Raw genomic sequence first — 20,722 nt, 5'->3', positions numbered from 1 at the left:
ACGCAACCCCATTGGGAGCCGGAGTCTGGGAACGTATGACAACGTTGTCAACAGGACAAATGGAAGGGTCAGAAACGTCCGATGACGCACCGCAACAACAGCGCTCGAATCAGTGCTGGAACCACTTCCATTAAGTCGCTCAACACGGCCATTTATCACGATTTAGACAAAATTTTCATTGATCCGCCGCAATGCGCCATGACCGCTAAAAATCAGTGGACAAGAGGGGCCGCCAAAAGGGTCGACGCGTGACCTGCCAAAGGACAACAATTGACAACGTTGCTAGTTAGCGCGGATAAACGCCCCGGGGATGTCTCGGTCAACCGGCCGTTTACAACAATCAGCTCATGCTTATCTGAGCAGCACTATCAGCGCATTGCGGGGAGTTTCATCATCATGTCGTCCAGCACGCTTACCGTTGCCGAGTCACGCGCATCGAGCCTGGTGCCGATGCTGATTATCGGCGTACTGTTTTTTATCTTTGGCTTTGTCACCTGGCTCAACGGGCCACTGATTACCTTCGTCAAACTGGCTTTCGATCTGGACGACGTGAATGCGTTTCTGGTGCCGATGGCGTTCTATCTTTCGTACTTTATTCTTGCCCTGCCCTCGTCTTGGGTGCTCAAACGCACCGGCATGAAAAAGGGCATGGCGCTGGGTTTGTTTGTGATGGCGATCGGCGCGGTGTTGTTCGGCCAGTTCGTGACGATGCGGGTGTATCCGGGCGCGTTAACCGGCCTGTTCGTCATTGGCGCCGGCCTCGCATTGCTGCAGACCGCATCCAATCCGTACATCAGCATTCTCGGGCCGATCGACAGCGCCGCACAGCGCATTGCCTTCATGGGTATTTGCAACAAGGTCGCCGGAGCGTTGGCACCTTTCGTATTCGGCGCCCTTGTGCTCAGCGGCATCGACTCGTTCGATCAAGAGGTCAAGGCCGCGCCATCGCCCGAAGCCCGCGATGCCTTGCTCAATACCTTTGCCGCCAAGGTGCACATGCCTTACATGGTGATGGCAGGCTTGCTGGTGTTGCTGGCGATCTGGGTCATGCGCTCGTCGCTGCCGGAGATCAAACCCGCCGGCTCAAACAGTGAGCAGGACATAGGCCATACCAAGGGCAGCATTTTCAGCTTTCCACATCTGTGGCTAGGCGTGCTGTGCCTGTTTCTCTACGTGGGCGTGGAGGTCATGGCCGGCGATGCGATCGGTACCTACGGCCAAAGCTTCGGCTTGTCCAAGGGCGATACCGCACACTTCACCTCATACACCTTGTTCGCCATGCTGGCGGGTTACCTGGCGGGCCTGGCGCTGATTCCGCGGGTGATTTCGCAACAAAGCTACCTGGCGGTGTCGGCCATACTCGGCGTGCTGTTTACCATCGGCGCCTACTTCACCCAGGGCTATATCTCGGTGACTTTCGTCGCCGCGCTGGGCTTTGCCAATGCGATGATGTGGCCGGCGATCTTTCCGCTGGCGATCAAGGGGCTGGGCCGCTTTACCGAGTTTGGCTCGGCCTTGCTTATCATGGGCATTGCCGGCGGCGCGATCGTGCCGCAGTTGTATGTGCATCTGAAGCAACACTTCAACTTTCAATTGGTATTTCTGCTGCTGATGATGCCTTGCTACCTGTACATCCTGTACTTCGGCCTGCGCGGTCATCGGGTAGGCCAGCATCCCAGCAGTTAAGTGATCGCATACTGATTTAGTTCGGCATGCCCCGATCCATTGGGTACGCTGCCCGCCTCTTGATCCGCCGGAGTTTAAATCGTTGCAAAGCCCCACTATTAAGGATGTCGCCAAGCGCTCCGGCGTCTCGTTGAAAACGGTCTCCCGAGTGATTAACCGGGAAGCGTCGGTGCGCACCGACACGCGGGAAAAAGTGGAGCGCGCGATCGAGGCGCTCGGCTACCGCCCGAATCCGGCGGCACGGGGGCTGCGCAGCACGCATGCGTATGCGATCGGCCTGGTTTACGACAACCCGAACGCGCACTACGTCATCAGCATGCAAGAAGGTGTGCTGTCGGCCTGCCGCGAACGCGGATTCGGCCTGCAGATTCACCCTTGCGACAGCTCGGCGGCGGACCTGGCCGAAGAGCTGTCCACCCTGGTGAGCCGTTCGCGCCTGGCCGGCCTGGTACTGGCGCCGCCGATGTCCGAGCAAGATGAGCTGATCGCCACCTTGAAGGCGCAGGACATCTGCTTTGTGCGCATTATCGCCTCGCGCGAAGACCCGCAAGACGGTTCGCCCTGTGTCTATGTGGATGACCGCGATGCCGCCTATGCGATTACCGAACATCTGATTCAACTCGGCCACACGCGCATCGGTTTTTTGTGGGGCGAACCGCATCACCGTTCCAGCCCGGAACGCTTCCAGGGTTATTCGGATGCGATGAAGGACTACGGCATCACCATCAACAAGAAGTTCGTGTTGCCGGGCAACTACGCTTTCGATGACGGCTTTCGCCGCGCACGCAAATTGCTGGCGTTGAAAGAGCCGCCCACGGCTATTTTCGGCAGCAACGACGAAATCGCCGCCGGCGTGCTGGCCGCTGCGCGTTCGGCGGGGCTGGACGTACCGTGGGACTTATCCATCGCCGGTTTCGAGGACAACCCGTTCTCCAAGCAGGCATGGCCGGCGCTGACGACGGCGCGTCAATCCACCGCTGAAATAGGCAGGCACGCCGCACTGCGCCTGATGGACGAACTGCAGCGCAAAAGCAACGGTGCCGACAATACCCTCGGCAACGAAGGCTTTACGCCCGAGCTGGTGGTACGCGGCTCCACTTCGCCCCCTCGAAATTCGGCGCCGCGACATTCGGCTCCCGGACATTCGGCAGCCGACAAAAAAAGCTGAGCGCGCCGTGCGCCTCGCCTAAAGCACAGCACCTCCCCTTGAGATTTTTATGAAAGCAGCCAGTGACACTTTGATGTACCAAGAGGCGATGGAAACCGCCGCCGTCGTCGAGCGCCAACTCAGCGAAAACGCCGCCACCCTCACCGTCCTGGGCCAGCGGCTGCGGGCGCAGCCGCCGCGCTTTATCGTTACCTGCGCACGCGGCAGTTCCGACCATGCGGCCGCTTATGCGAAGTATGTTTTCGAGACACGGCTGGGGCTGATTACCGCGTCCGCCTCGCCGTCGATTTCGTCCATCTACGATGCGAATCTTCATCTCGATGGCGCCTTGTTCATCGCCATCTCGCAATCGGGCAAAAGCCCCGACCTGTTGCGCAGCGCGCAGGCCGCCAAAGATGCGGGCGCGCTGGTGCTGGCCATCGTCAACGTCGAGGATTCACCGCTGGCCGCATTGGCCGATACGGTGATCCCGCTGCGTGCCGGGCCCGAACGCAGTGTGGCCGCCACCAAGAGTTATCTGGCAACGCTGGCGGCGATCCTGCAGCTAACCGCGCATTGGAGCAACGACAGCGAACTGCATGCCGTGCTTGCCCGCCTGCCCGATGATCTGCGCCGTGGCTGGGATGCCGACTGGAGTGCGCTGACCCACGGCTTGCGCGATGCGAAAAACCTGTTCGTCGTCGGCCGTGGTTATGGTTTCGGCGCCGCGCTGGAAGCCGCCCTGAAACTCAAGGAAACCTGCGGCCTGCACGCCGAAGCATTCAGCGCGGCCGAGGTGAAGCACGGCCCGATGGCCCTGGTCGGCGACGGCTTCCCGGTGCTGTTCTTCGCCCAGGACGACGGCACTCAGGACAATACCGTCGCGGTAGCGGACGAATTCCGCAGCCGCGGTGCGCGCGTATGGCTGGCCGCACCGGGCGCCAAGGCGGCCGATGCGCTGCCCCTGCCGCACAACATCGCGCCGATCGTGACGCCCCTGCTCGTCGTGCAAAGTTTTTATCGCGCGGCCAGCGCACTGGCGCTGACTCGCGGCTATGATCCCGACGTGCCGCCGCATCTACGCAAGGTCACGGAGACTATGTAATGGGCGCACCACTACTCGCTCTCGTCAACGGCCGCGTGCTTGGCGATCACGGCCCCCGCGATGGCCTGGCCGTACTGGTACAAGGCGAACGCATCGTCGCCATTACCGCCGCCGACGATGCACGCGTAACCAGCGCACAGCAGCACGACCTGCACGGCCGTTTGCTGCTGCCTGGCTTTATCGATGTGCAAGTCAATGGCGGTGGCGGCCTGCTCTTCAACGCCTCCCCCACGGTGGAAACCCTGCGCGGCATCGCCGCCGCGCATCGCAAATTCGGCACCACCGGCTTTCTGCCGACACTTATTACCGATACCGCCGAAGTGATGTACGCCGCGCTGGCCGCCGTGAATGCGGCGATCGCCGAAGGCGTGCCCGGCGTACTCGGCATTCATGTCGAAGGCCCCTTTCTCGCCGCCGCGCGCAAAGGTATCCACGACGCCCACTTATTCCGCCAGCCCACCGCCGACGATCTGGCCGCGCTCAGTGTCGGCAATCGCGGCGTCGTGATGCTGACCCTCGCACCTGAGCGCGTACCGCTGGATGCCATCCGCCAACTCAACGACGCCGGGGTGATTGTCGTCGCCGGCCACACGGCCGCCGACTACGCCACGACCCGTGCCGCACTCGACGCCGGCGTCCGTGGCTTTACCCACCTGTATAACGCGATGACCCCGCTGGGCAGCCGCGAACCCGGTGTCGTCGGCGCCGCGCTGGATGACCCGCATAGCTGGTGCGGCCTGATCGTCGACGGACACCATGTCGATCCGGTCGCGCTGCGCATAGCTATCGCCGCCAAAGCACGCGGCAAGAGCGTGCTGGTTACCGACGCGATGCCGCCGGTCGGCGCCGACCGCCCCGACTACGTACTCAACGGCCACACCATCGTCGCCCGCAATGGCATCTGCCAAAGCGACGACGGTGTACTCGCCGGCTCCGCCCTCGACATGGCCAGCGCCGTGCGCAACACCGTCAACTTGCTCGGCCTGCCTCTGGCCGAAGCCTCGCGCATGGCCAGCAGTTATCCGGCTGCGTGGATCGGGCTGGAGCGCAGGCAAGGCCAGCTTGTCGCCGGGCAACGCGCCGACTTTGCCGTGCTGGATGATGCGCTGGTGGTGACGCAGACGTGGGTCGGCGGTGTGGCTCACGAGGTCGCGTGAGGCGTTCTCTGGTTTAGTGCTCTACCCCCTCCCAGCCTCCCCCTGCAAACAGGGGGAGGAGCAAAAGCTGGCCTCATTCGGACTCCCTCCCCTGCTCGCAGGGGAGGGCTGGGGAGGGGTGCGGGCTTGCAGCAAACCCACAATGTTTACTTCAAACTGCAACACAGCTCGCCCAGCATGGCGGGTTCCCTTCGCGCCATCACTCAAGGCTCGTACATGTCTCGTTCCCTTCCGCGCTTGCTCGCCGGCGCCGCGCTGCTCGCCAGCCTCTCGATTCCATCCGCCTTCGCCGCCGCGCCCGCGCATCGGGTGATCCTGTTCGTATGGGACGGCATGCGGCCGGATGCGATCAGTGCGGAGGACACACCGAACCTGCTCGCCCTCGGCCAGGGCGGCAGTTATTTCGAAGACAACCACTCGACCTACCCGACTTTCACCATGGCTAATGCATCGAGCTTTGCCACCGGTGCGTTTCCGGGGCCGCTCGGCTTTTACGGCAACCGCTTCTGGGCGCCGGGCACCACCGGCCTGGATGCCAAGGGCCAGGCGGTGGAATTTCAAGCGCCGATCTTCACCGAGGATTACCAGGTGCTGCGCGACCTCGACGCGCACTACAAACATGAGCTGCTGGAACTGCCGACGCTGTTCGCCGCCGCGCAAAAGGCTGGCCTGAAGACGGCGGTCATCGGCAAATCGGGTCCGGCCTTTTTGCAGGATTACCATGAAGGCGGCCTATTGCTGGATGAGAACACCGCGCTGCCGTTGAGCTTTGCCAAGGAGCTGCAGCAGGACGGTTACCCGCTGCCGGCCCGCACGGCCAATACCTACGACAGCCGTCAACTCAGCCTGCGCGACAACAACGATGCGCCCACTGAGCAGGGCAAGATGCTCACCTTGAAAGACGGCGTGACCTCCGACGCCACCGCAGGCAGCGAAACCACGCCGGCCGCATCCAACGCATGGATGATGAAGGTCTATCTGGAAGAGGTGCTGCCCAAGCATCGCCCGGACCTTAGCGTGGTGTGGCTGCGCAACCCCGATACCACCCAACATATGTACGGTGTCGGTTCGCCGGAATTCCACCTGGCACTGAAGGCGCAAGACGAATTGCTGGGCCAACTGCAAGCGAAACTGAAAGCGCTCGGCCTGGATCAGGACACCAACATCATCGTGGTCTCCGATCATGGCCACAGCAATATCGCCGGCCCGCGCGACCTGTTTCCGCTGCGCCAGCTCAACGACGGTCGCGTCACTGGCGTAGACAACGACTGGGGATACTCCGCCTCGGGCGCCGTGCGCCTGGCCGACGCATTGACCAAGGGCGGTATCACCGCGTTCGACGGCACCGGTTGTATTTATGCGCCGGTGATGAGCGGCCTGCGCGCCGATGGCTCGCAACTGGTACCGAGCCGCTATGACGATGACGGCCACCTCTGCGGCAAACCCGCCGCCTACACCACCCCCAGCTATAAGCTGCCCGAGACGTTGCCGAAGGGCGCGCTGGTGATCGCCTCCAACGGTGGCACGGAATATCTCTATCAGCCCGAGCACGATGCCACGCTGGTAAAACGCGCGGTGCGCTTTCTGCAGTCACGCGAATACATCGGCGCCATCTTTGTCGCCAAGCGCTACGGCAATATCCCCGGCACCCTGCCGGCGGAAAACGTGCACTTGGAAAACGCCGCGCGCGGTCCCGACATCATTCTGAGCTATGCCTGGGATGCCGATGCCGTGGTGCAGGGTTTTCGCGGCACCGAATACGCCAGCATGAGTAACGAGCGCGGCGAACATGGCAGCTTCAGCCCCATCGACGTGCACAACACCCTGCTCGCCGCCGGCCCCGGCTTCCGCAACGGCTTCCGCGATACCTTGCCCAGCGGCAACGTCGACGTCGCCCCCACCATCGCCGCCTTGATGCAATTGCAACTGCCGCGCGCGCAAGGCCGCGTGCTGCACGAAGCGTTGACCGGCGCATTGGCGCAACCGCTCGAAGCCTATCGCGTACAGCCGTCCGAACTACGCCCGACCCAAGCCGCCACCGGCCTCACCACCCAACGCATCGACGGCAGCACCCTGCCCGCCAGCAACTACAGCTTCGTGCTGCAACTGAAACAACTCGAATCGGATGGCAAGCGCTGGACCTATTTCGACCTGGCCAAGCCCGAGCGCCACTAAAACCTGTCACAGCCAGCCCCCTCCCCTGCGTGTCCCGAAAAAGGGACTCCCTTCGGTCGCAGGGGAGGGGCAAAAGCAGCACTCGCAGCCTTTGACGTTGCTTTTGACGTTGCTTTTGATCTTGCTCTTGACCTTGGGGCCCCTGTGCGTCGGTGAGGGTCGGACGACAAGGCCTGCAGGGGACTCGGCATGGATGCCGAGTCCTTTTCGCCAGTGCATGGATGCACTGTCGAAAAGCCCGGCCGACCCTCACGTACCCGAAGGGCGACTCACCGGGGTGCTCTTTCTTTTGGTTACTTTTCTTTGAGCAAGCAAAGAAAAGTGACTCGGGCCCCGGCAGGGGTCCGAAAGCCCGCCGCAGGCGAACAACCTAGCCCAACGCCCCAATCACCGATAAACATGCAACCGATCAAAAATCCACCCGTGATAACTATCCAACAACCCCGGCACCGCACAATCGTTATAGACACCTAAACAACGATCGCGAAGCACCGTAGCAGCAGAGAAATACGGATCAGCCGGCAACCCCGCCGCCTGCAACACCATGCTCGGCAGGTAAGCGATATCCAGCGCCGGATAATGCGGCAACGCCGGCCCGGCGAAATTGCTCTTGAGCATGAAATACGTCAGGTAGTTTTGGTAGGGCGCCAGCTCCGGTGACAGATTGCGCGGCATATCGCGAATCAGGCTGTTGAACGATGGCTGGTGATCGCCGAAGTGCAGCAACACCGTCGGCTGTTCGCGATCGAGAAAATCTTTCTCCAGCCCATGCATCGCCTGGTCGGACTGCTGCAAATTGGCCAGGTAGGCGCTGAGATTCAAGGCCAGACGGGTGGGCAGCTTCGGCAGCAGGCCGCGATTGAATGGCGCCGGCAAACTCGACAGCGGGTCCATATCGTGCGGGCCATGCTGCTGCAGGGTCAGCACCATCAGAAAGACCGGCTGACCCGGTTTTTTCACCTGATCGTAAATACGTTTGGCCGCCTGGAACATCTGCGCATCGGTTTCCTCCCACTCCTGTAGACCCAGTTGCTCGGCGTCGTAAACCTGGTCGACGCCGTAGGCCTGATAGGCATTGCGGCCATTAAGGAAATTGCCGTTGGTAGGAAAGATCGCCACCGTCAGATAACCCAGCCGTTGCAACTGGCGCGGCAGCGAATCGGCCACGTGAGGCGCCAGCACATAGGGCGCGTACATGCCGCCGGGGCCGAAAATGTCCTGCGGCATGCCGACCAGTGCGGCGAACTCGCTTACCCAGGTGCCACCACCCCAGGTGTGCACGCGAAGCATGCCGCCGGCACGCGTGCGTGCATCGGGCTGGAACAGCGACACTCGGCATTGCGCAATGCTGCACTGAGTGTAGATCGACGGGTCGAAGGTGCTTTCCTCCAGCACCTGCACGATGTCTGGATAGGGCGGCGGCAAACTGCCAGGGCGGCCATGCGCGGTATCGGCCCAGTTTTGTTCCGCCACAGCCTCGCTGGATCTCGGCGGCAACTGCACCTGCGAGTCGCGCATGTTGATAAAGAAATTGGTGAGTTGGGCATCGTCGGACAGCTTCTCCCACACGCCCTTGGCATGCGCCTGCGCGAACGGCCCGCTAGGCAGCATGCAGATCCAGAACGCGAAAGCGCCCAGCACGGTGCCGCCCACGCGAACGATCAACGCATTTCGCTGGCGCCACTGGGCGAACAGGCGCTTGTCCCAGCGCCACGCCAACCACAGCACCAACGGCACCGACACGCACAGCCCCAGGCACAAGGCATACAAATGCGGGTAATGCCGCAGCGTCTCCACCAGGCTGCTGCGTGCGTAGTAGTAGAAATCGGCCGCAATCAACGGCGAATCGAGATAGCGCAATTTCAGCACCGACAAAAACTTCAGCGCGAGAAACAGGCCGCCACCCACCACTAGCGCCATGGCGATACGCGCAAATACAAAGACCAACACCCCCAAGGTGCAGAGCATCAGCATCAGAATGAACAGCCGCTGCGGCCAGGCCGGCTCTTGCATCGCCGCCGCATACACACTGATCGCAAAGAAAACGGCGGCGCCCAGGCAAGCGGCGTTGTTTCGCTTGGAGCGAAACGGATGGTTCTGCATGTACGTGATGCCCCCTGACCCAACTCGGTGTGACTCGGGTCACGATTCTACGGCGGCGAGGCGTAATCGCAGCCAACGGCGGGAGCATGACTGGCGGCAGGGTTAAGGCTTGCGCTGCGCGCCAGGGCGGCGCCTCAAGCGCAGCCATGGAAAAGGGGGTGAAACCGGCTGGCTTCACCCCCTTCCAACCTCCCCCTGCAAGTCCCGAAAGGGGACTCCCTTCGGTCGCAGGGGGAGGGGTCAGCGTTAGATCAGTTCCAGGTTGCCTTCAGGGTTACGCCCGAGAACGCGGCATACCCGTTGAGCATGATGTAGTAGGTACCCGTCTTGGGCGTTGCGAAGGTGCAATGCTCGTTGTTGCCATAGAGGTACGGACGGCAGTTGTAGCTGGTCAGCGTGGGCGCTGAACCGAACTTCACATACAGGTCGGCATCACCGGTACCGCCAGAGATGGCGATGGTCAGGTTTTTGGCACCTGCCGGGATCTGCACCGTGTATTTAAGCTGCTGGCCTTGGGCACCGGCCAGACCGGTCACCGGCACGCCATTCTGCAGGCCCGAACCGCCACCACCACTGACGCTTACCGACTGCGTCTTGCTGCTGCTCTTGCCGCTTGCACTGTCGGTCACCGTCTCGGTCACGCTGTAGGTACCAGCGGCCGCATAGGTGTGACTCGGGCTGGTCGCGGTCGACGAGGTGCTGTCGCCGAAGTTCCACGAATGCGAGGTAATGGTACCGCCGCTATCGGTGGAGCTATCGGTGAAGTTCACCGCCAGGCCGTTGGCTACAAAGCTGAAGTTAGCCGTCGGGGTACCACCACCGCCGCCACCGCCACCCACGATCGGGTGAGCGATTTCGCACTGGTTGGTATCGTTCGACCAGGTACTTTGCATCGCAAAGGTGCCGGTGCCCGTGGTCACATTCGCCGAAGCGCCCTGGCCCGAGGAGAGCCATGCGCACTCATCACCATTCTCTTGTCCGTTGAAGGACGAGCCGGTGGTGTTGGTCCAGCCGCCGGCCGGGTTCTGGTCGGTGATGGTTTCCGCGTACTCATGACCTTCGACGATGGAGAAGCCGTCCAAGGTGCCTGCGCTGCCATTGACGAAGCCCTGGCCGCAGCTTGAACCAGCATCTGCCACATACGGCATGTTGGTGAAGGCGATATCGCCGACCGGCGAAGTAACGCTTTGATCGCCGTTCCAGTCATGCCATGCGCAGAAGCTGCCGCTGGGCGTGTTGAACCCGTCCGGGGTGGTACCCGACGGCGACAGGATCACGTATTGCGCATAGCGATTGGATGCCGCCGTGGTATTGCCGAAATGCTGGGCGGCATTGATCGCTTCTTGCGCAAGCTGTGCACCGGTAGCCGAAGCAGGCGAGGCGACCGAGTTGTCGTACCAGATACCGGCGAACGGACCACCGGTCGGGTAACCGACCAACGGCGCACCCGACGGGCAGGACGTAGCACCGGTGGCCACGGTAGGACCATCGCAATACTGGGTCATCGTGCCCGACCACAGCTCACCGCCGGTGCCCAGACCCTTGAACAGCTTTTGCAGGTAAGGCACGGCGCCATCGGCATCGTTAGACAACGTCGTGTTGCCACTGCCATCGGTGCCGGCCGTGCCCCACTGGTTGCCGTAGACCACCAGGTAGACCTTCGGGGTACCGCTGGTGACACCGATGCCGTCCACGCCGCCGCCAAAGCTCAGCGTTTCGGTACCGGTCACTGCAGCCGACAAGCCGTGCATCGCCGAGTACTGCCTCATTCTGCCCAAGGCGTCGCGGGTAGGCACCGCACCGTGGCGGTAAGCATGTTTATAGGCTGGTGAGTAAGGATTGGCAGTTTGTTGCGCGGTGTCGCTGCTCGCCAGAGCAGTGCCCGCAATCAAGCTAAGCAAGATGGATGCAGCCGCTGTTTTCAGCAGACCGCCCTTTGTGTAATCGGACATTTTGTTACCCCATAAAAAATCAGGACAAAAGAACCCGATGCGGCTACGTGGCCACAGGCTTTGCGTTGCCGCATAATCAGGACTGTTTATTGCACCGAATTACCTTGCGGCCTCGCCAACGCCCCCGGTTAAGCCCGCCCCTTGCTTTCCTACAGGCCAATATTTAAAGCGCGAGTGGAGTGGACAGACGAATCTGCCCAGCCCCATAACGAAACCAGCCGTCAACCTCTCCTATTGACGGATTCGTTGACCCTATTAAATAAATCCAGTCAAGACAACTCAATTCAGACCATACGGTCATAAAGACGACATTGGCTGCGCAAGATTATTCGATTATTGAATTGCCGGTTATTTACGGCGGCACAGCATGCCGATGCGTATCATTCACATTATAAACAATGGCCGCAGAGGCACCTTTATCAGTCAATTACTGAAACATGTCTAAGCATATAAGCCGAATAATCGGCATCGCCCAGCGCGGCTGCAGCATGCGACGGCACCGTGCCGCAAGCTTGCGTCGCAAAATCTAGCGATTGCGGATCCGCGCACGAAACAGGCGCTCGACCGGCCCTGGACGTCGATTTTAATAAAACTTAATTGGTCATGAATAGCAAGAACTTGTGTGACGCACGCCCGCCCTCCCTCACATAACCGTCACTAAAAAGAGAGGATTTAAATCACTCGTTATTGATAATCACCCTTATTATCTTTTAAATCGATATCATTTTTCAAACATAGGAATATATATTATTGACATTCTATTTTAATTGTCCATTGCCCGCTCAAAAATGGCTATTTCACGGATCTTTGACGTATATTTCCTGTCTTTGTCGTCCGTACTTTGGTAAATCATCCGGTTGAAGGCGTCCCATTCGCAGATACAGTCGCCGGCGGCGCGGCGTCATGTCGATCTGCTACGTTGCGCGGCTTGCCAGCCCGCAATGGAACCGCCATGTCGCCTCGCCTCACCTGCCTCACCGTACTCGCCGCCGCCCTGCTCGCCGGCTGTGCCACCACCTCGCAACAGGCCAGCTCACTTGCTGAAGGCAGCCGCGCCGACGTGGCGATTCTGGAAACCACCGACCTGCACGCCAACGTGCTCGGCTACGACTATTACAAGCTCAAGCCGGACAGCTCGCTGGGTTACGAACGCACCGCCACGCTGATTCGCCGTGCGCGCGCCGAGTTTCCGAATAACTTCCTGTTCGACAGCGGCGACACCATTCAAGGCACCGTGTTGGCCGACTATCAGGCTCAGGTGAAGCCGGTTAGTTGCAGTGAAGAGCTGGCGATTTATCGCGCCATGGATGCCCTCGGCTACGACGGCGGCACCGCCGGCAATCACGAATTCAACTACGGCCTGCCGTTTCTGTCGCAAGTCACCGGTACACCGATGAACGTCGACGGCGGCCGCGGCGATCGCTGTACGGGTCCGCACTTTCCCTTGGTGCTGTCCAATGTCTACAGCGCACGCGATGGTCAGCCGATCTTCAAACCTTGGGCGGTGGTCGAGAAAAACATCCGCGTCACCGACCCCAACGGCAATACGCACAGCACGCCGCTGAAAATCGGCATCATCGGCTTCACTCCGCCGCCGATCCTGGAATGGGACAAGCAAAACCTCGCCGGCAAAGTCACCGTCAACGGCGTGATGGAGGCGGCGAAACGTTATCTGCCCGAGCTGCAGGCACAGCATCCCGACCTGATCGTCGCCGTGCTGCATGGCGGCCTGAACACCGATACCTACACATCAGAGATGGAGAACGGCGGCTGGCATCTTGCCGCTGTGCCGGGTATCGATGTCTTGCTGCTTGGTCACTCGCATACTGAATTTCCCGGCCCGCATTACGAAGGCATGCAGGACGTCGATGCCAAGCGCGGCTTTGTGCGCGGCACGCCGGCGGTGATGGCCGGTTTCTTCGGCAAAGATCTCGGCGTCATCAAGCTCGCCCTGGATCGGCACAACGGCCGCTGGGTCATCGATAAGGACCAGACACATAGCGAAGTGCGCCCTATCTGCCCCAAGAAAAACGAATGCGTCCCGGCCGACCCGGCTATCGCTCCACTTGTAGCGCAAGCACACGAGGCGGCGATCGTTCACGTCAATACGCCCATCGGTGAAAGCACCTTGCGCCTGAGCAGCTACTTCGCCGATGTAGGCAATATGACCGCGCTGGCCGCCGTCAATGCCGCCCAACGCGACTATGTGATGAGCGAGCTACCGAAACTGCATCCCGAGCTGGCCAAGCTGCCGGTGCTTTCCGCCGCTGCCGCCTTTCGCACCGGTTTTGGCGGCCCCGACGATTACACCGATGTCGCCGCCGGCCCGCTGACTTTGCGTAGCGCGGCCGACCTGTACTTCTATCCCAATACCCTCGCCGCCGTGAAAATCGATGGCGCCGGCCTGAAGGCCTGGCTGGAAAAATCCGCCGAACGCTTCAACCGCATCGATCCGAGCAAGCCCGGCGAACAGCCGCTTATCAACGATCGCTACCCCGGCTTCAACTTCGACCAGATCCAGGGCGGCATTGCCTATGCGATCGACGTATCCAAACCCATCGGCCAGCGCATCACCCACCTCACTTACCTGGGCAAACCCGTCGCGGCGCAACAGCTCTTCATTGTCGCCACCAACAACTACCGCGCCAGCGGCGGCGGCAACTTCCCCGGCCTCGATGGCAACAACATTGTGCTCAGCGCACCCGATGGCGCGCGCGAGATCCTGGCCAAGTGGCTGCAGCACCAACAGCGCATCGAGCGCAAAAATCTACCGACGACGTCGTGGCGTTTCGCGCCGCTGAAAACATCTGGCCCGATTGTGTTCAAAGGCGCCGCCGGCAAGCAGGATGTGGCGCGGGATACGGGTCTGCCGATGATTCGTCAACTGCGCGATAACGGAGATGGCAGTGCAACGTATGCGATTGAGCTAGTTCGTTGATGTACGTGTTGGGGTTCGCTTTGCTCACCCCAACCTACGTGGCGACCGGGTAGGTTGGGGTGAGCGCAAGCGAACCCCAACATAAGCCCCCGACGTAGCTATCAACAAAAAACGTTAAGGGCCGCGTACTGCAGCAGCATGATGGTCTTGCCATCGGCAATCTCGCCGCGATCGATCATCGCCATCGCCTGCTCGAACGGCAGCTCCAGCACCTCGATATCCTCGCCCTCCGCTGCGATACCGCCGCCAGCACCGACCCTGCTGGCGGCGTCGTATTCCGCCATGAAGAAAAACAGTTTCTCGGTCACCGAGCCTGGGCTCATGAAGGCTTCGAATACCTTGCTGACCACGCCCAGGCGATAGCCGGTCTCCTCTTCTACCTCGGCACGGATACGCTGCTCGGGCGTGGCTTGATCGAGCAAGCCGGCCGGCGCCTCGATCAGCATGCCGTGATGGCCGTTGACGAAGGCCGGAAAACGGAATTGCCGGATCAGCACCACGCTGCGCTGCTGGCGGTTATAGAGCAACAAGGTGGCGCCGTTGCCGCGGTCATAGGTTTCGCGATGCTGGCGCTGCCAACTGCCATCGGCGCGCAGAAAGTCGAAGGTGGTTTTCTTCAATAGATACCAGTCGTCGGACAGCACCTGGCTTTCGATCACGCGGATCCGTTCGGCGGTTTCGTGCATGGCGGCTTGCTCCCAAGGTAGACAATCGACGGGCGCATACCGTATCGTGCAACCTCATGCAGTTTCAAGAAATATCGTGCAAACGCCATGCTGACCATTCACCGTAAGCAAGCCATCCTCAGCGCGCTCAAGCGCGACGGCCAGGTCATTGCCAAGACCCTCAGCGAAGGCTTCGGCGTCTCTGAAGACACCGTGCGACGCGATCTGCGTGAACTGGCCGCCGAGGGATTGCTGCAACGCGTGCATGGCGGCGCCTTGCCGGCCTCGCCGGCCGTGGCCGACTTCGCGCAGCGCCAACATATCGCCACGACGGCGAAGACCGCTATCGCCCGCGCCGCGGCGCAAATGATCCAGCCCGGACAAATCGTGATCCTGGATGGCGGCACCACGGCCGTGCAGCTAGCGCAACAGCTACCGCCCGGACTGCAAGCCACCGTGGTCACCCACAGCCCCAGCGTGGCCGTGGTATTGGCCGAACATCCCGGCATCGAGGTCGTGCTGATCGGCGGGCGCTTGTTCAAGCATTCGATGGTGGCGGTCGGTGCGGCGGCTATCGAAGCGATAGGGCATATTCGCGCGGACGTCTATTTCATGGGTGTCACCGGCATACATCCAAGCGCCGGACTGAGCACGGGCGACCTGGAAGAGGCCTACGTCAAACGCGCCCTGGCCTCGCGCGCGGCGGAGACCGTGGTGCTCGCCTCAGCGGAAAAACTCCACGCCGCCTCGGCCTATGTCATTGCCGACGCCAGCGCAGCCAGCAGCATCGTGGTGGAAAAAGCGACCCCGGCGGCACTGACCGATCCCTTCGCCGCACTCGGTATCGCCATCGTGCATGCCTAAGGCCTGACCAGACGTTTCAGGCGTGCTCTGGCGCATGCTGCCAACGATTCGTTTGTCACGAAAGTTTCACTACGCAACTGTTGACTGCGGTGCAGCAATCCTTTTAAGGTCGATCACATGTCGCCGAATCTTTCGCCAGCTCGCTTGTTCTCTGCCCCGGCTCATACCGGTCGCAAGACGCTGTGCATCGGCTCCATCTTCGCCACGACTACCACCACCACGACCACGATTACCACCGTGTCGGGGTGGGTGTCCTTGCGCGAATAGTCTCTTCCACGCAACGGCCCCGCCCTCGATGAGGCGGGCCGGCACACTCCGACACCGCCAACGAGCACGGGCCCCTCACCGGAGGCAACACCGTGAACGTCTGTGCACCGCAATCGCTCGAAGCTTCTTCGTTACCACCGCATGCCATGGCGCTGCCGGCGACTACCACTCGCCGCCGCACCTTGGCCGTGGGCCTGATCGGCCCTGGCCGCGTCGGCAGCGCCTTGCTCGATCAACTGCGTGCGACACAGCCACGACTGGCGCGCGCCGGGCTTGAACTAAAGCTTTGCGGCGTGGCCGCCAGCAAGCGGATGTGGCTCGATAGCGACGACCCCGCGCTCAATGGCCGCAGTGACAGCGCGCAAACGTGGCGACCAAGCGATTTGAACGAATTCGTTGACCATGTGCGCGGCATCGACGGCCGACATGCGTTGCTGATCGACTGCAGCGCCAACGACACGGTGGCTTCGCGCTACGCCGGCTGGCTGGCTGCCGGCGTACATGTCGTCACCCCGAACAAGCTGGCCGGCAGCGGCCCACTGACACGTTGGCAAGCGATTCGCGCGGCCTGCGCCAGCGGCATGCGTTTTCGCTACGAGGCCACGGTTTGTGCCGGCCTGCCGGTGGTGCAAACACTGCGCGACCTGCTCGACACCGGTGATGAGCTGCTCTCGGTAGAAGGCATGTTCTCCGGCACCCTGGCCTGGCTGTGCAATCGCCATGACGGCAGCCAGCCGTTTTCCGCGCTGGTACGCGAGGCGCATACGCTGGGCTATACCGAACCCGATCCACGCGATGATTTATCGGGCATGGATGTCGCGCGCAAGCTGGTGATCCTGGCACGTGAAGCCGGTTGGCCGCTGTCGCTGGAGAACGTCGAAGTGCAAAGCCTGGTGCCGGCCGAACTCGCCGCCTTGCCGGTGGATGAATTCATGCTGCGACTCGATCAACTCGACGCGTCGATGGCAGCCCGGCTGGCCGACGCGCGCGCGCAGGGCGGCGTGCTGCGCCATCACGCTCATCTCGATGCCCACGGCCGCGCCAGTGTAAAACTGGCCGTACTGCCCACCGGACATCCGTTCGCGCATACCCGCTTGACCGACAACGTGGTGCAGTTCACCACGCGCCGCTATCGCGACAATCCGTTGTTGGTGCAAGGACCCGGTGCCGGACCGGAAGTAACTGCCGCCGGCATTTTCGCCGATGTGCTGCGCATCGCCGAAGGGCTGGAGGTGCGAGCATGAATGCGCAACTAAGGGAGCCGACTATGACGGTGCCGCAACCGGTTCTTTCAGCACAGGCCGTGGCTTACGCCAGCATCGCCAATGTTGCGGTGGGTTTCGACATTCTCGGGCACAGCGTAGTCGGCCCAGGCGATCGAGCCGAGGTACGTCGCATCGCCGAGCCGGAAGTACGCATTGCGGCCATCTATGGCTGTGCCGATGCCTTGCCGACCGATCCGCGCCAGAACACCGCCGGCACCGCCCTGCTCGCACTGCGCAAGGCACTGGGTTTGCGGCACGGCTTTGAGCTGGTGTTGCACAAAGGTATTGCGTTGGGCTCGGGCATGGGTGGCTCGGCCGCGTCGTGCGTCGCTGCCCTGATCGCCGCCAATGCTTTGCTGGAACGCCCACTGCCGCGCGAGGCGCTGTATGGCTTTGCGCTGGAAGGCGAAGCCGTCGCCAGCGGCAGCCATCACGGCGACAACCTCGGCCCGATGCTGCTCGGTGGCTTGGTGCTGGCTACCCGCGAACGCCTGTTGCGTTTGCCGGTGCCGGCCGCATGGCATTGCGCGCTGGTCCATCCGCACCTGGTGCTGGAAACACGCAAGGCTCGCGCGGCCTTGAGCGGCGACTTCGCCTTGACCGATGTGGTCGCGCAAAGCGGCAACCTCGCCCTGGTCCTGGCCGGTTGCTTTCGCGGCGAGGCCGCACTGGTGCGCGAAGGCCTGAAAGACGTGCTGATCGAGCCGCGCCGCGCCCCCATGGTGCCCAACTTTGCGCGAGTGAAGCAGGCTGCCCTGGATCATCACGCGCTCGGCGCCAGCATCTCCGGTGGTGGTCCCAGCGTGTTCGGCTGGTATGAATGCCGCGAGGATGCACAGGCCGCAGCGACGGCGATGGCCGCCGCATTTGCCGAAGTTGAACTACTCAGCGATGCGCTTGTATCACCTATCGACGGCCCGGCCGCGCATCTTATCGACACGGAAACCTATGCATGATCGAGCCCTTGCTCTACCACAGCACTCGCGGAGCGCACCCGGCAGTGCGCATCGATGAAGCGATCGCCGCCGGGCTGGCGCCCGATGGCGGTCTCTACGTACCCGAAGCGCTGCCGCAACTCGATCCATCGGCCTTCGACCCGCATGGCCATCTAGCCGACACCGCCACCACCCTGTTGACGCCGTTCTTCGCCGGCAGCCCCCTCGCAGCGGCACTGCCGGCAATCTGTGCCGAGGCTTTCGACTTCGATGCTCCCTTGCGCGCGCTGCCGCAACGACCCGGCGCTGCGGTACTGGAGTTGTTCCATGGCCCCAGCGCCGCCTTCAAAGATTTCGGTGCGCGTTTTCTGGCCGCCTGCTTTCGCCGACTGCAGGGTACACAGCCGCTGACCATTCTGGTCGCCACGTCCGGCGATACCGGCGCCGCGGTAGCGGCAGCCTTTCATCGGCAACCCGGCGTAAGCGTGGTAATTCTTTACCCGGACGGCCGTGTATCGCCACGGCAGGCGCATCAGCTAGGTTGCTTTGGCGACAATGTGCAAGCCCTGCGCGTAGACGGCTCGTTCGACGATTGCCAGCGCATGGTCAAAGCCGCGCTCAACGATGCGCAACTGCAGGCGCAGTTGCCGTTGTCATCAGCCAACAGCATCAGCCTGGGCCGGCTGTTGCCGCAGATGAGCTACTACGCACACGCTGCGCTAAAGCTCTGGCGCCAGCATCATGTGGCGCCCCATTTCATCATCCCCACCGGCAATCTCGGCAACGCGCTGGCCTGCCTGTGGGTGCGCGAAATGGGCTTGCCGATCGGCCGCATCCAATTCGCCTGCAACGCCAACATCACCCTGCCCGACTTTTTTGCCGGTGCCGATTACACCCCGCGCGAGGCCGTAGCCACTCTAGCCAATGCGATGGATGTGGGTGCCCCCAGCAACTTCGAACGATTGCACTGGACCTTGCCGCACGAGGACGAACTGCGTGCGGCCTTGCAGGCGCATAGCGTGGATGACGCGACCATCCGCAGCACCATCGTGCAGCACGCCCGCGATCAGCATGAGCTGTTCTGTCCGCATACGGCTACGGCGATGCATTTGCTCGACCGCGAGCCGCTCGATGGCGCGCCATGGGTGGTGGTGGCTACGGCGCACCCGGCGAAGTTCGAGACGGTGTTGGAGCCGTTGATTGGTTATGCGCCGGCGGTGCCGCCTTCGCTGCTTGCTATGTTGGAGCGTGCGGCTTTTGCGGAGCCGTTGATGGCTGATGAGGGGGCGTTGCGGGATTGGTTGTTGGGGGCTGGGGAGTTTTTGGGGGTGCGGCGGCGGGGGGTTGGGTGAGGCGGGCTGGTTCGCCTGCGGCGGGCTTTCGGCCACCTGCCGGTGGTCGAGTCACTTTTCTTTGCTTGCTCAAAGAAAAGTAACCAAAAGAAAGAGCACCCCGGTGAGTCGCCCTTCGGGTACGTGAGGGTCGGCCGGGCTTTTCGACAGGGCTTCCTGCCCTGGCGAAAAGGCATCGACATCCCTGTCGATGCCCCTGCGGGCCTTGTCGTCCGACCCTCACCGACGCACAGGGGCCCCAAGAGCAAAAGCAAGATCAAGATCAAGAGCAACGTCAAAAGCTGCGCGCGTTGCTTTTGCCCCTCCCCTGCGACCGAAGGGAGTCCCCTTTTCGGGACTTGCAGGGGGAGGCTGGGAGGGGGTCCAACCTTGCCGCAAGATTGAACCCCTCCCCAACCCTCCCCTGCTAGCAGGGGAGGGGGCAGACTGAGGCGAGAATGGGTCAGCTCAGGCTTTCGAGCACTTGCTCGGTCGAGCGCACGAAACCCAGTCTTGGCAAAATATTTTCCACTGAGAAGCGATGCATCTCGGCGTTGACCGCACTCATCGCGTCTTCGACCAGCACTTGCGTGTAGCTCTGCTCCCAACCTGTGCGGGCGGTGGACTCTACGCCGTTGTTGGTGGTGATGCCGGCCAGCACGATGCACTTGATACCGCGTCGGCGTAGTTGCAAGTCCAACTCGGTGCCGTGGAATGCATTCCATTGCCGCTTGATGATTTGGATGTCGCTGTCGGCAACGGCAAGCTGCTCGGGGAAATCCCACCAGTTCGCCGGCAGGCCGCCGGGTGGGAAGGGTGACGAACGATCTGTTGGCTGGCGCAGTGCGTCGGCGTAGTCATCGGCATAGCCGACCCGCACCAAGATCACCGGCGCACCCACGGCGCGGAAACGCGCGGCCATGGCGCCGGCTCGTTCAAACACCTCGGTGGCCGTGCGCGGGCCGCCGGCAAAGCCGGCAATACCCATCTGCAGGTCAATCAGCACCAAGGCCGTTGTACGGGGATCGAGCTTTTCCATCAAAATCTCCAACCAGTCATGTGAGGATGTCCTCACGAAATAATGCGTCTTCCATGGCCTCGCGAACAACCCCGCAAACCAAGCTGCGATGCG

The 20,722-nt window shown here is 61.8% G+C and carries 15 protein-coding genes; 11 read left to right on the top strand and 4 right to left on the bottom strand.

All coding sequences use genetic code 11. The features are described 5' to 3' along the window. The first annotated feature begins 396 nt into the window (after positions 1–396). The 5 genes from DVJ77_RS15565 (at position 397) to DVJ77_RS15545 (ending at position 7,270) form a co-directional block, all read left to right on the top strand. Positions 397–1,686 (top strand): sugar MFS transporter, encoded by a 1,290-nt coding sequence (locus tag DVJ77_RS15565; RefSeq protein WP_114846438.1) that lies wholly within the window; start codon positions 397–399, stop codon positions 1,684–1,686. 82 nt (positions 1,687–1,768) lie between these two features. Beyond that, positions 1,769–2,854, top strand: a complete 1,086-nt coding sequence (locus DVJ77_RS15560; protein WP_114846437.1) for a LacI family DNA-binding transcriptional regulator — start codon at positions 1,769–1,771, stop codon at positions 2,852–2,854. A gap of 43 nt (positions 2,855–2,897) precedes the next feature. Further along, a complete protein-coding gene (locus DVJ77_RS15555; protein ID WP_380038134.1) occupies positions 2,898–3,938 on the top strand; it encodes an SIS domain-containing protein in 1,041 nt (346 codons plus the stop codon). Then, the gene (gene nagA, locus DVJ77_RS15550; protein WP_114846435.1) at positions 3,938–5,095 is read left to right on the top strand and encodes an N-acetylglucosamine-6-phosphate deacetylase; all 1,158 of its coding nucleotides are present in this window, start codon (positions 3,938–3,940) and stop codon (positions 5,093–5,095) included. Before DVJ77_RS15555 ends, nagA begins: the two co-directional genes overlap by 1 nt. A 216-nt stretch (positions 5,096–5,311) precedes the next feature. Further along, the gene (locus tag DVJ77_RS15545; protein ID WP_114846565.1) at positions 5,312–7,270 is read left to right on the top strand and encodes an alkaline phosphatase family protein; all 1,959 of its coding nucleotides are present in this window, start codon (positions 5,312–5,314) and stop codon (positions 7,268–7,270) included. Positions 7,271–7,657: 387 nt separating this feature from the next. On the opposite strand, the gene DVJ77_RS15540 is transcribed toward DVJ77_RS15545, so the two are convergent. After that, positions 7,658–9,373, bottom strand: coding sequence for a sulfatase-like hydrolase/transferase (locus tag DVJ77_RS15540; protein ID WP_114846434.1), 1,716 nt, complete (start codon positions 9,371–9,373; stop codon positions 7,658–7,660). A 251-nt stretch (positions 9,374–9,624) separates the two neighbouring features. Further along, positions 9,625–11,325, bottom strand: a complete 1,701-nt coding sequence (locus DVJ77_RS15535; protein WP_225428032.1) for a pre-peptidase C-terminal domain-containing protein — start codon at positions 11,323–11,325, stop codon at positions 9,625–9,627. 952 nt (positions 11,326–12,277) lie between these two features. Between DVJ77_RS15535 and DVJ77_RS15530 the strand changes: the two genes are divergently transcribed. Continuing rightward, positions 12,278–14,263, top strand: coding sequence for a bifunctional 2',3'-cyclic-nucleotide 2'-phosphodiesterase/3'-nucleotidase (locus DVJ77_RS15530; RefSeq protein WP_114846433.1), 1,986 nt, complete (start codon positions 12,278–12,280; stop codon positions 14,261–14,263). Positions 14,264–14,364: 101 nt separating this feature from the next. On the opposite strand, the gene DVJ77_RS15525 is transcribed toward DVJ77_RS15530, so the two are convergent. Continuing rightward, a complete protein-coding gene (locus DVJ77_RS15525; RefSeq protein ID WP_114846432.1) occupies positions 14,365–14,949 on the bottom strand; it encodes an NUDIX domain-containing protein in 585 nt (194 codons plus the stop codon). Positions 14,950–15,036: 87 nt separating this feature from the next. Here DVJ77_RS15525 and DVJ77_RS15520 point away from each other — a divergent pair, with 87 nt between their 5' ends. From DVJ77_RS15520 to thrC, 5 genes are all read left to right on the top strand, one after another. After that, entirely contained in the window at positions 15,037–15,792 is a 756-nt protein-coding gene (locus tag DVJ77_RS15520; RefSeq protein WP_114846431.1) for a DeoR/GlpR family DNA-binding transcription regulator, read from the top strand. A gap of 117 nt (positions 15,793–15,909) precedes the next feature. After that, the gene (locus DVJ77_RS21175; RefSeq protein ID WP_162791516.1) at positions 15,910–16,059 is read left to right on the top strand and encodes a hypothetical protein; all 150 of its coding nucleotides are present in this window, start codon (positions 15,910–15,912) and stop codon (positions 16,057–16,059) included. Between the two features lie 92 nt (positions 16,060–16,151). Beyond that, positions 16,152–17,303: a homoserine dehydrogenase family protein gene (locus tag DVJ77_RS15515; RefSeq protein ID WP_380038076.1), complete on the top strand. Its 1,152-nt coding sequence runs from the start codon at positions 16,152–16,154 to the stop codon at positions 17,301–17,303. Beyond that, positions 17,300–18,280 carry a homoserine kinase gene (locus DVJ77_RS15510; RefSeq protein ID WP_114846430.1) on the top strand — a complete coding sequence of 327 codons (981 nt, stop codon included), beginning with the start codon at positions 17,300–17,302 and terminating at the stop codon, positions 18,278–18,280. Before DVJ77_RS15515 ends, DVJ77_RS15510 begins: the two co-directional genes overlap by 4 nt. Further along, positions 18,277–19,611: a threonine synthase gene (gene thrC / locus DVJ77_RS15505; RefSeq protein ID WP_114846429.1), complete on the top strand. Its 1,335-nt coding sequence runs from the start codon at positions 18,277–18,279 to the stop codon at positions 19,609–19,611. The genes DVJ77_RS15510 and thrC overlap by 4 nt, the downstream gene beginning before the upstream one ends. A 442-nt stretch (positions 19,612–20,053) precedes the next feature. On the opposite strand, the gene DVJ77_RS15500 is transcribed toward thrC, so the two are convergent. Then, complete coding sequence (locus tag DVJ77_RS15500) at positions 20,054–20,629, bottom strand: hydrolase (protein ID WP_114846428.1); 576 nt, start codon at positions 20,627–20,629, stop codon at positions 20,054–20,056. Positions 20,630–20,722 lie beyond the last annotated feature (93 nt).

This window comes from Dyella tabacisoli (assembly GCF_003350925.1).
Classification (GTDB): domain Bacteria; phylum Pseudomonadota; class Gammaproteobacteria; order Xanthomonadales; family Rhodanobacteraceae; genus Dyella_C; species Dyella_C tabacisoli.
This window is presented reverse-complemented; position numbering and strand designations above follow the sequence as displayed.

Bases quoted from the DNA above. Each gene is read 5' to 3' on its own strand.
- DVJ77_RS21175 (WP_162791516.1), top strand. From the start codon at position 15,910: ATGTCGCCGAATCTTTCGCCAGCTCGCTTGTTCTCTGCCCCGGCTCAT.
- DVJ77_RS15510 (WP_114846430.1), top strand. From the start codon at position 17,300: ATGAATGCGCAACTAAGGGAGCCGACTATGACGGTGCCGCAACCGGTT.
- DVJ77_RS15535 (WP_225428032.1), bottom strand. From the start codon at position 11,325: ATGTCCGATTACACAAAGGGCGGTCTGCTGAAAACAGCGGCTGCATCC.
- nagA (WP_114846435.1), top strand. From the start codon at position 3,938: ATGGGCGCACCACTACTCGCTCTCGTCAACGGCCGCGTGCTTGGCGAT.
- thrC (WP_114846429.1), top strand. From the start codon at position 18,277: ATGATCGAGCCCTTGCTCTACCACAGCACTCGCGGAGCGCACCCGGCA.
- DVJ77_RS15500 (WP_114846428.1), bottom strand. From the start codon at position 20,629: ATGGAAAAGCTCGATCCCCGTACAACGGCCTTGGTGCTGATTGACCTG.
- DVJ77_RS15525 (WP_114846432.1), bottom strand. From the start codon at position 14,949: ATGCACGAAACCGCCGAACGGATCCGCGTGATCGAAAGCCAGGTGCTG.
- DVJ77_RS15565 (WP_114846438.1), top strand. From the start codon at position 397: ATGTCGTCCAGCACGCTTACCGTTGCCGAGTCACGCGCATCGAGCCTG.
- DVJ77_RS15545 (WP_114846565.1), top strand. From the start codon at position 5,312: ATGTCTCGTTCCCTTCCGCGCTTGCTCGCCGGCGCCGCGCTGCTCGCC.
- DVJ77_RS15530 (WP_114846433.1), top strand. From the start codon at position 12,278: ATGTCGCCTCGCCTCACCTGCCTCACCGTACTCGCCGCCGCCCTGCTC.
- DVJ77_RS15520 (WP_114846431.1), top strand. From the start codon at position 15,037: ATGCTGACCATTCACCGTAAGCAAGCCATCCTCAGCGCGCTCAAGCGC.
- DVJ77_RS15540 (WP_114846434.1), bottom strand. From the start codon at position 9,373: ATGCAGAACCATCCGTTTCGCTCCAAGCGAAACAACGCCGCTTGCCTG.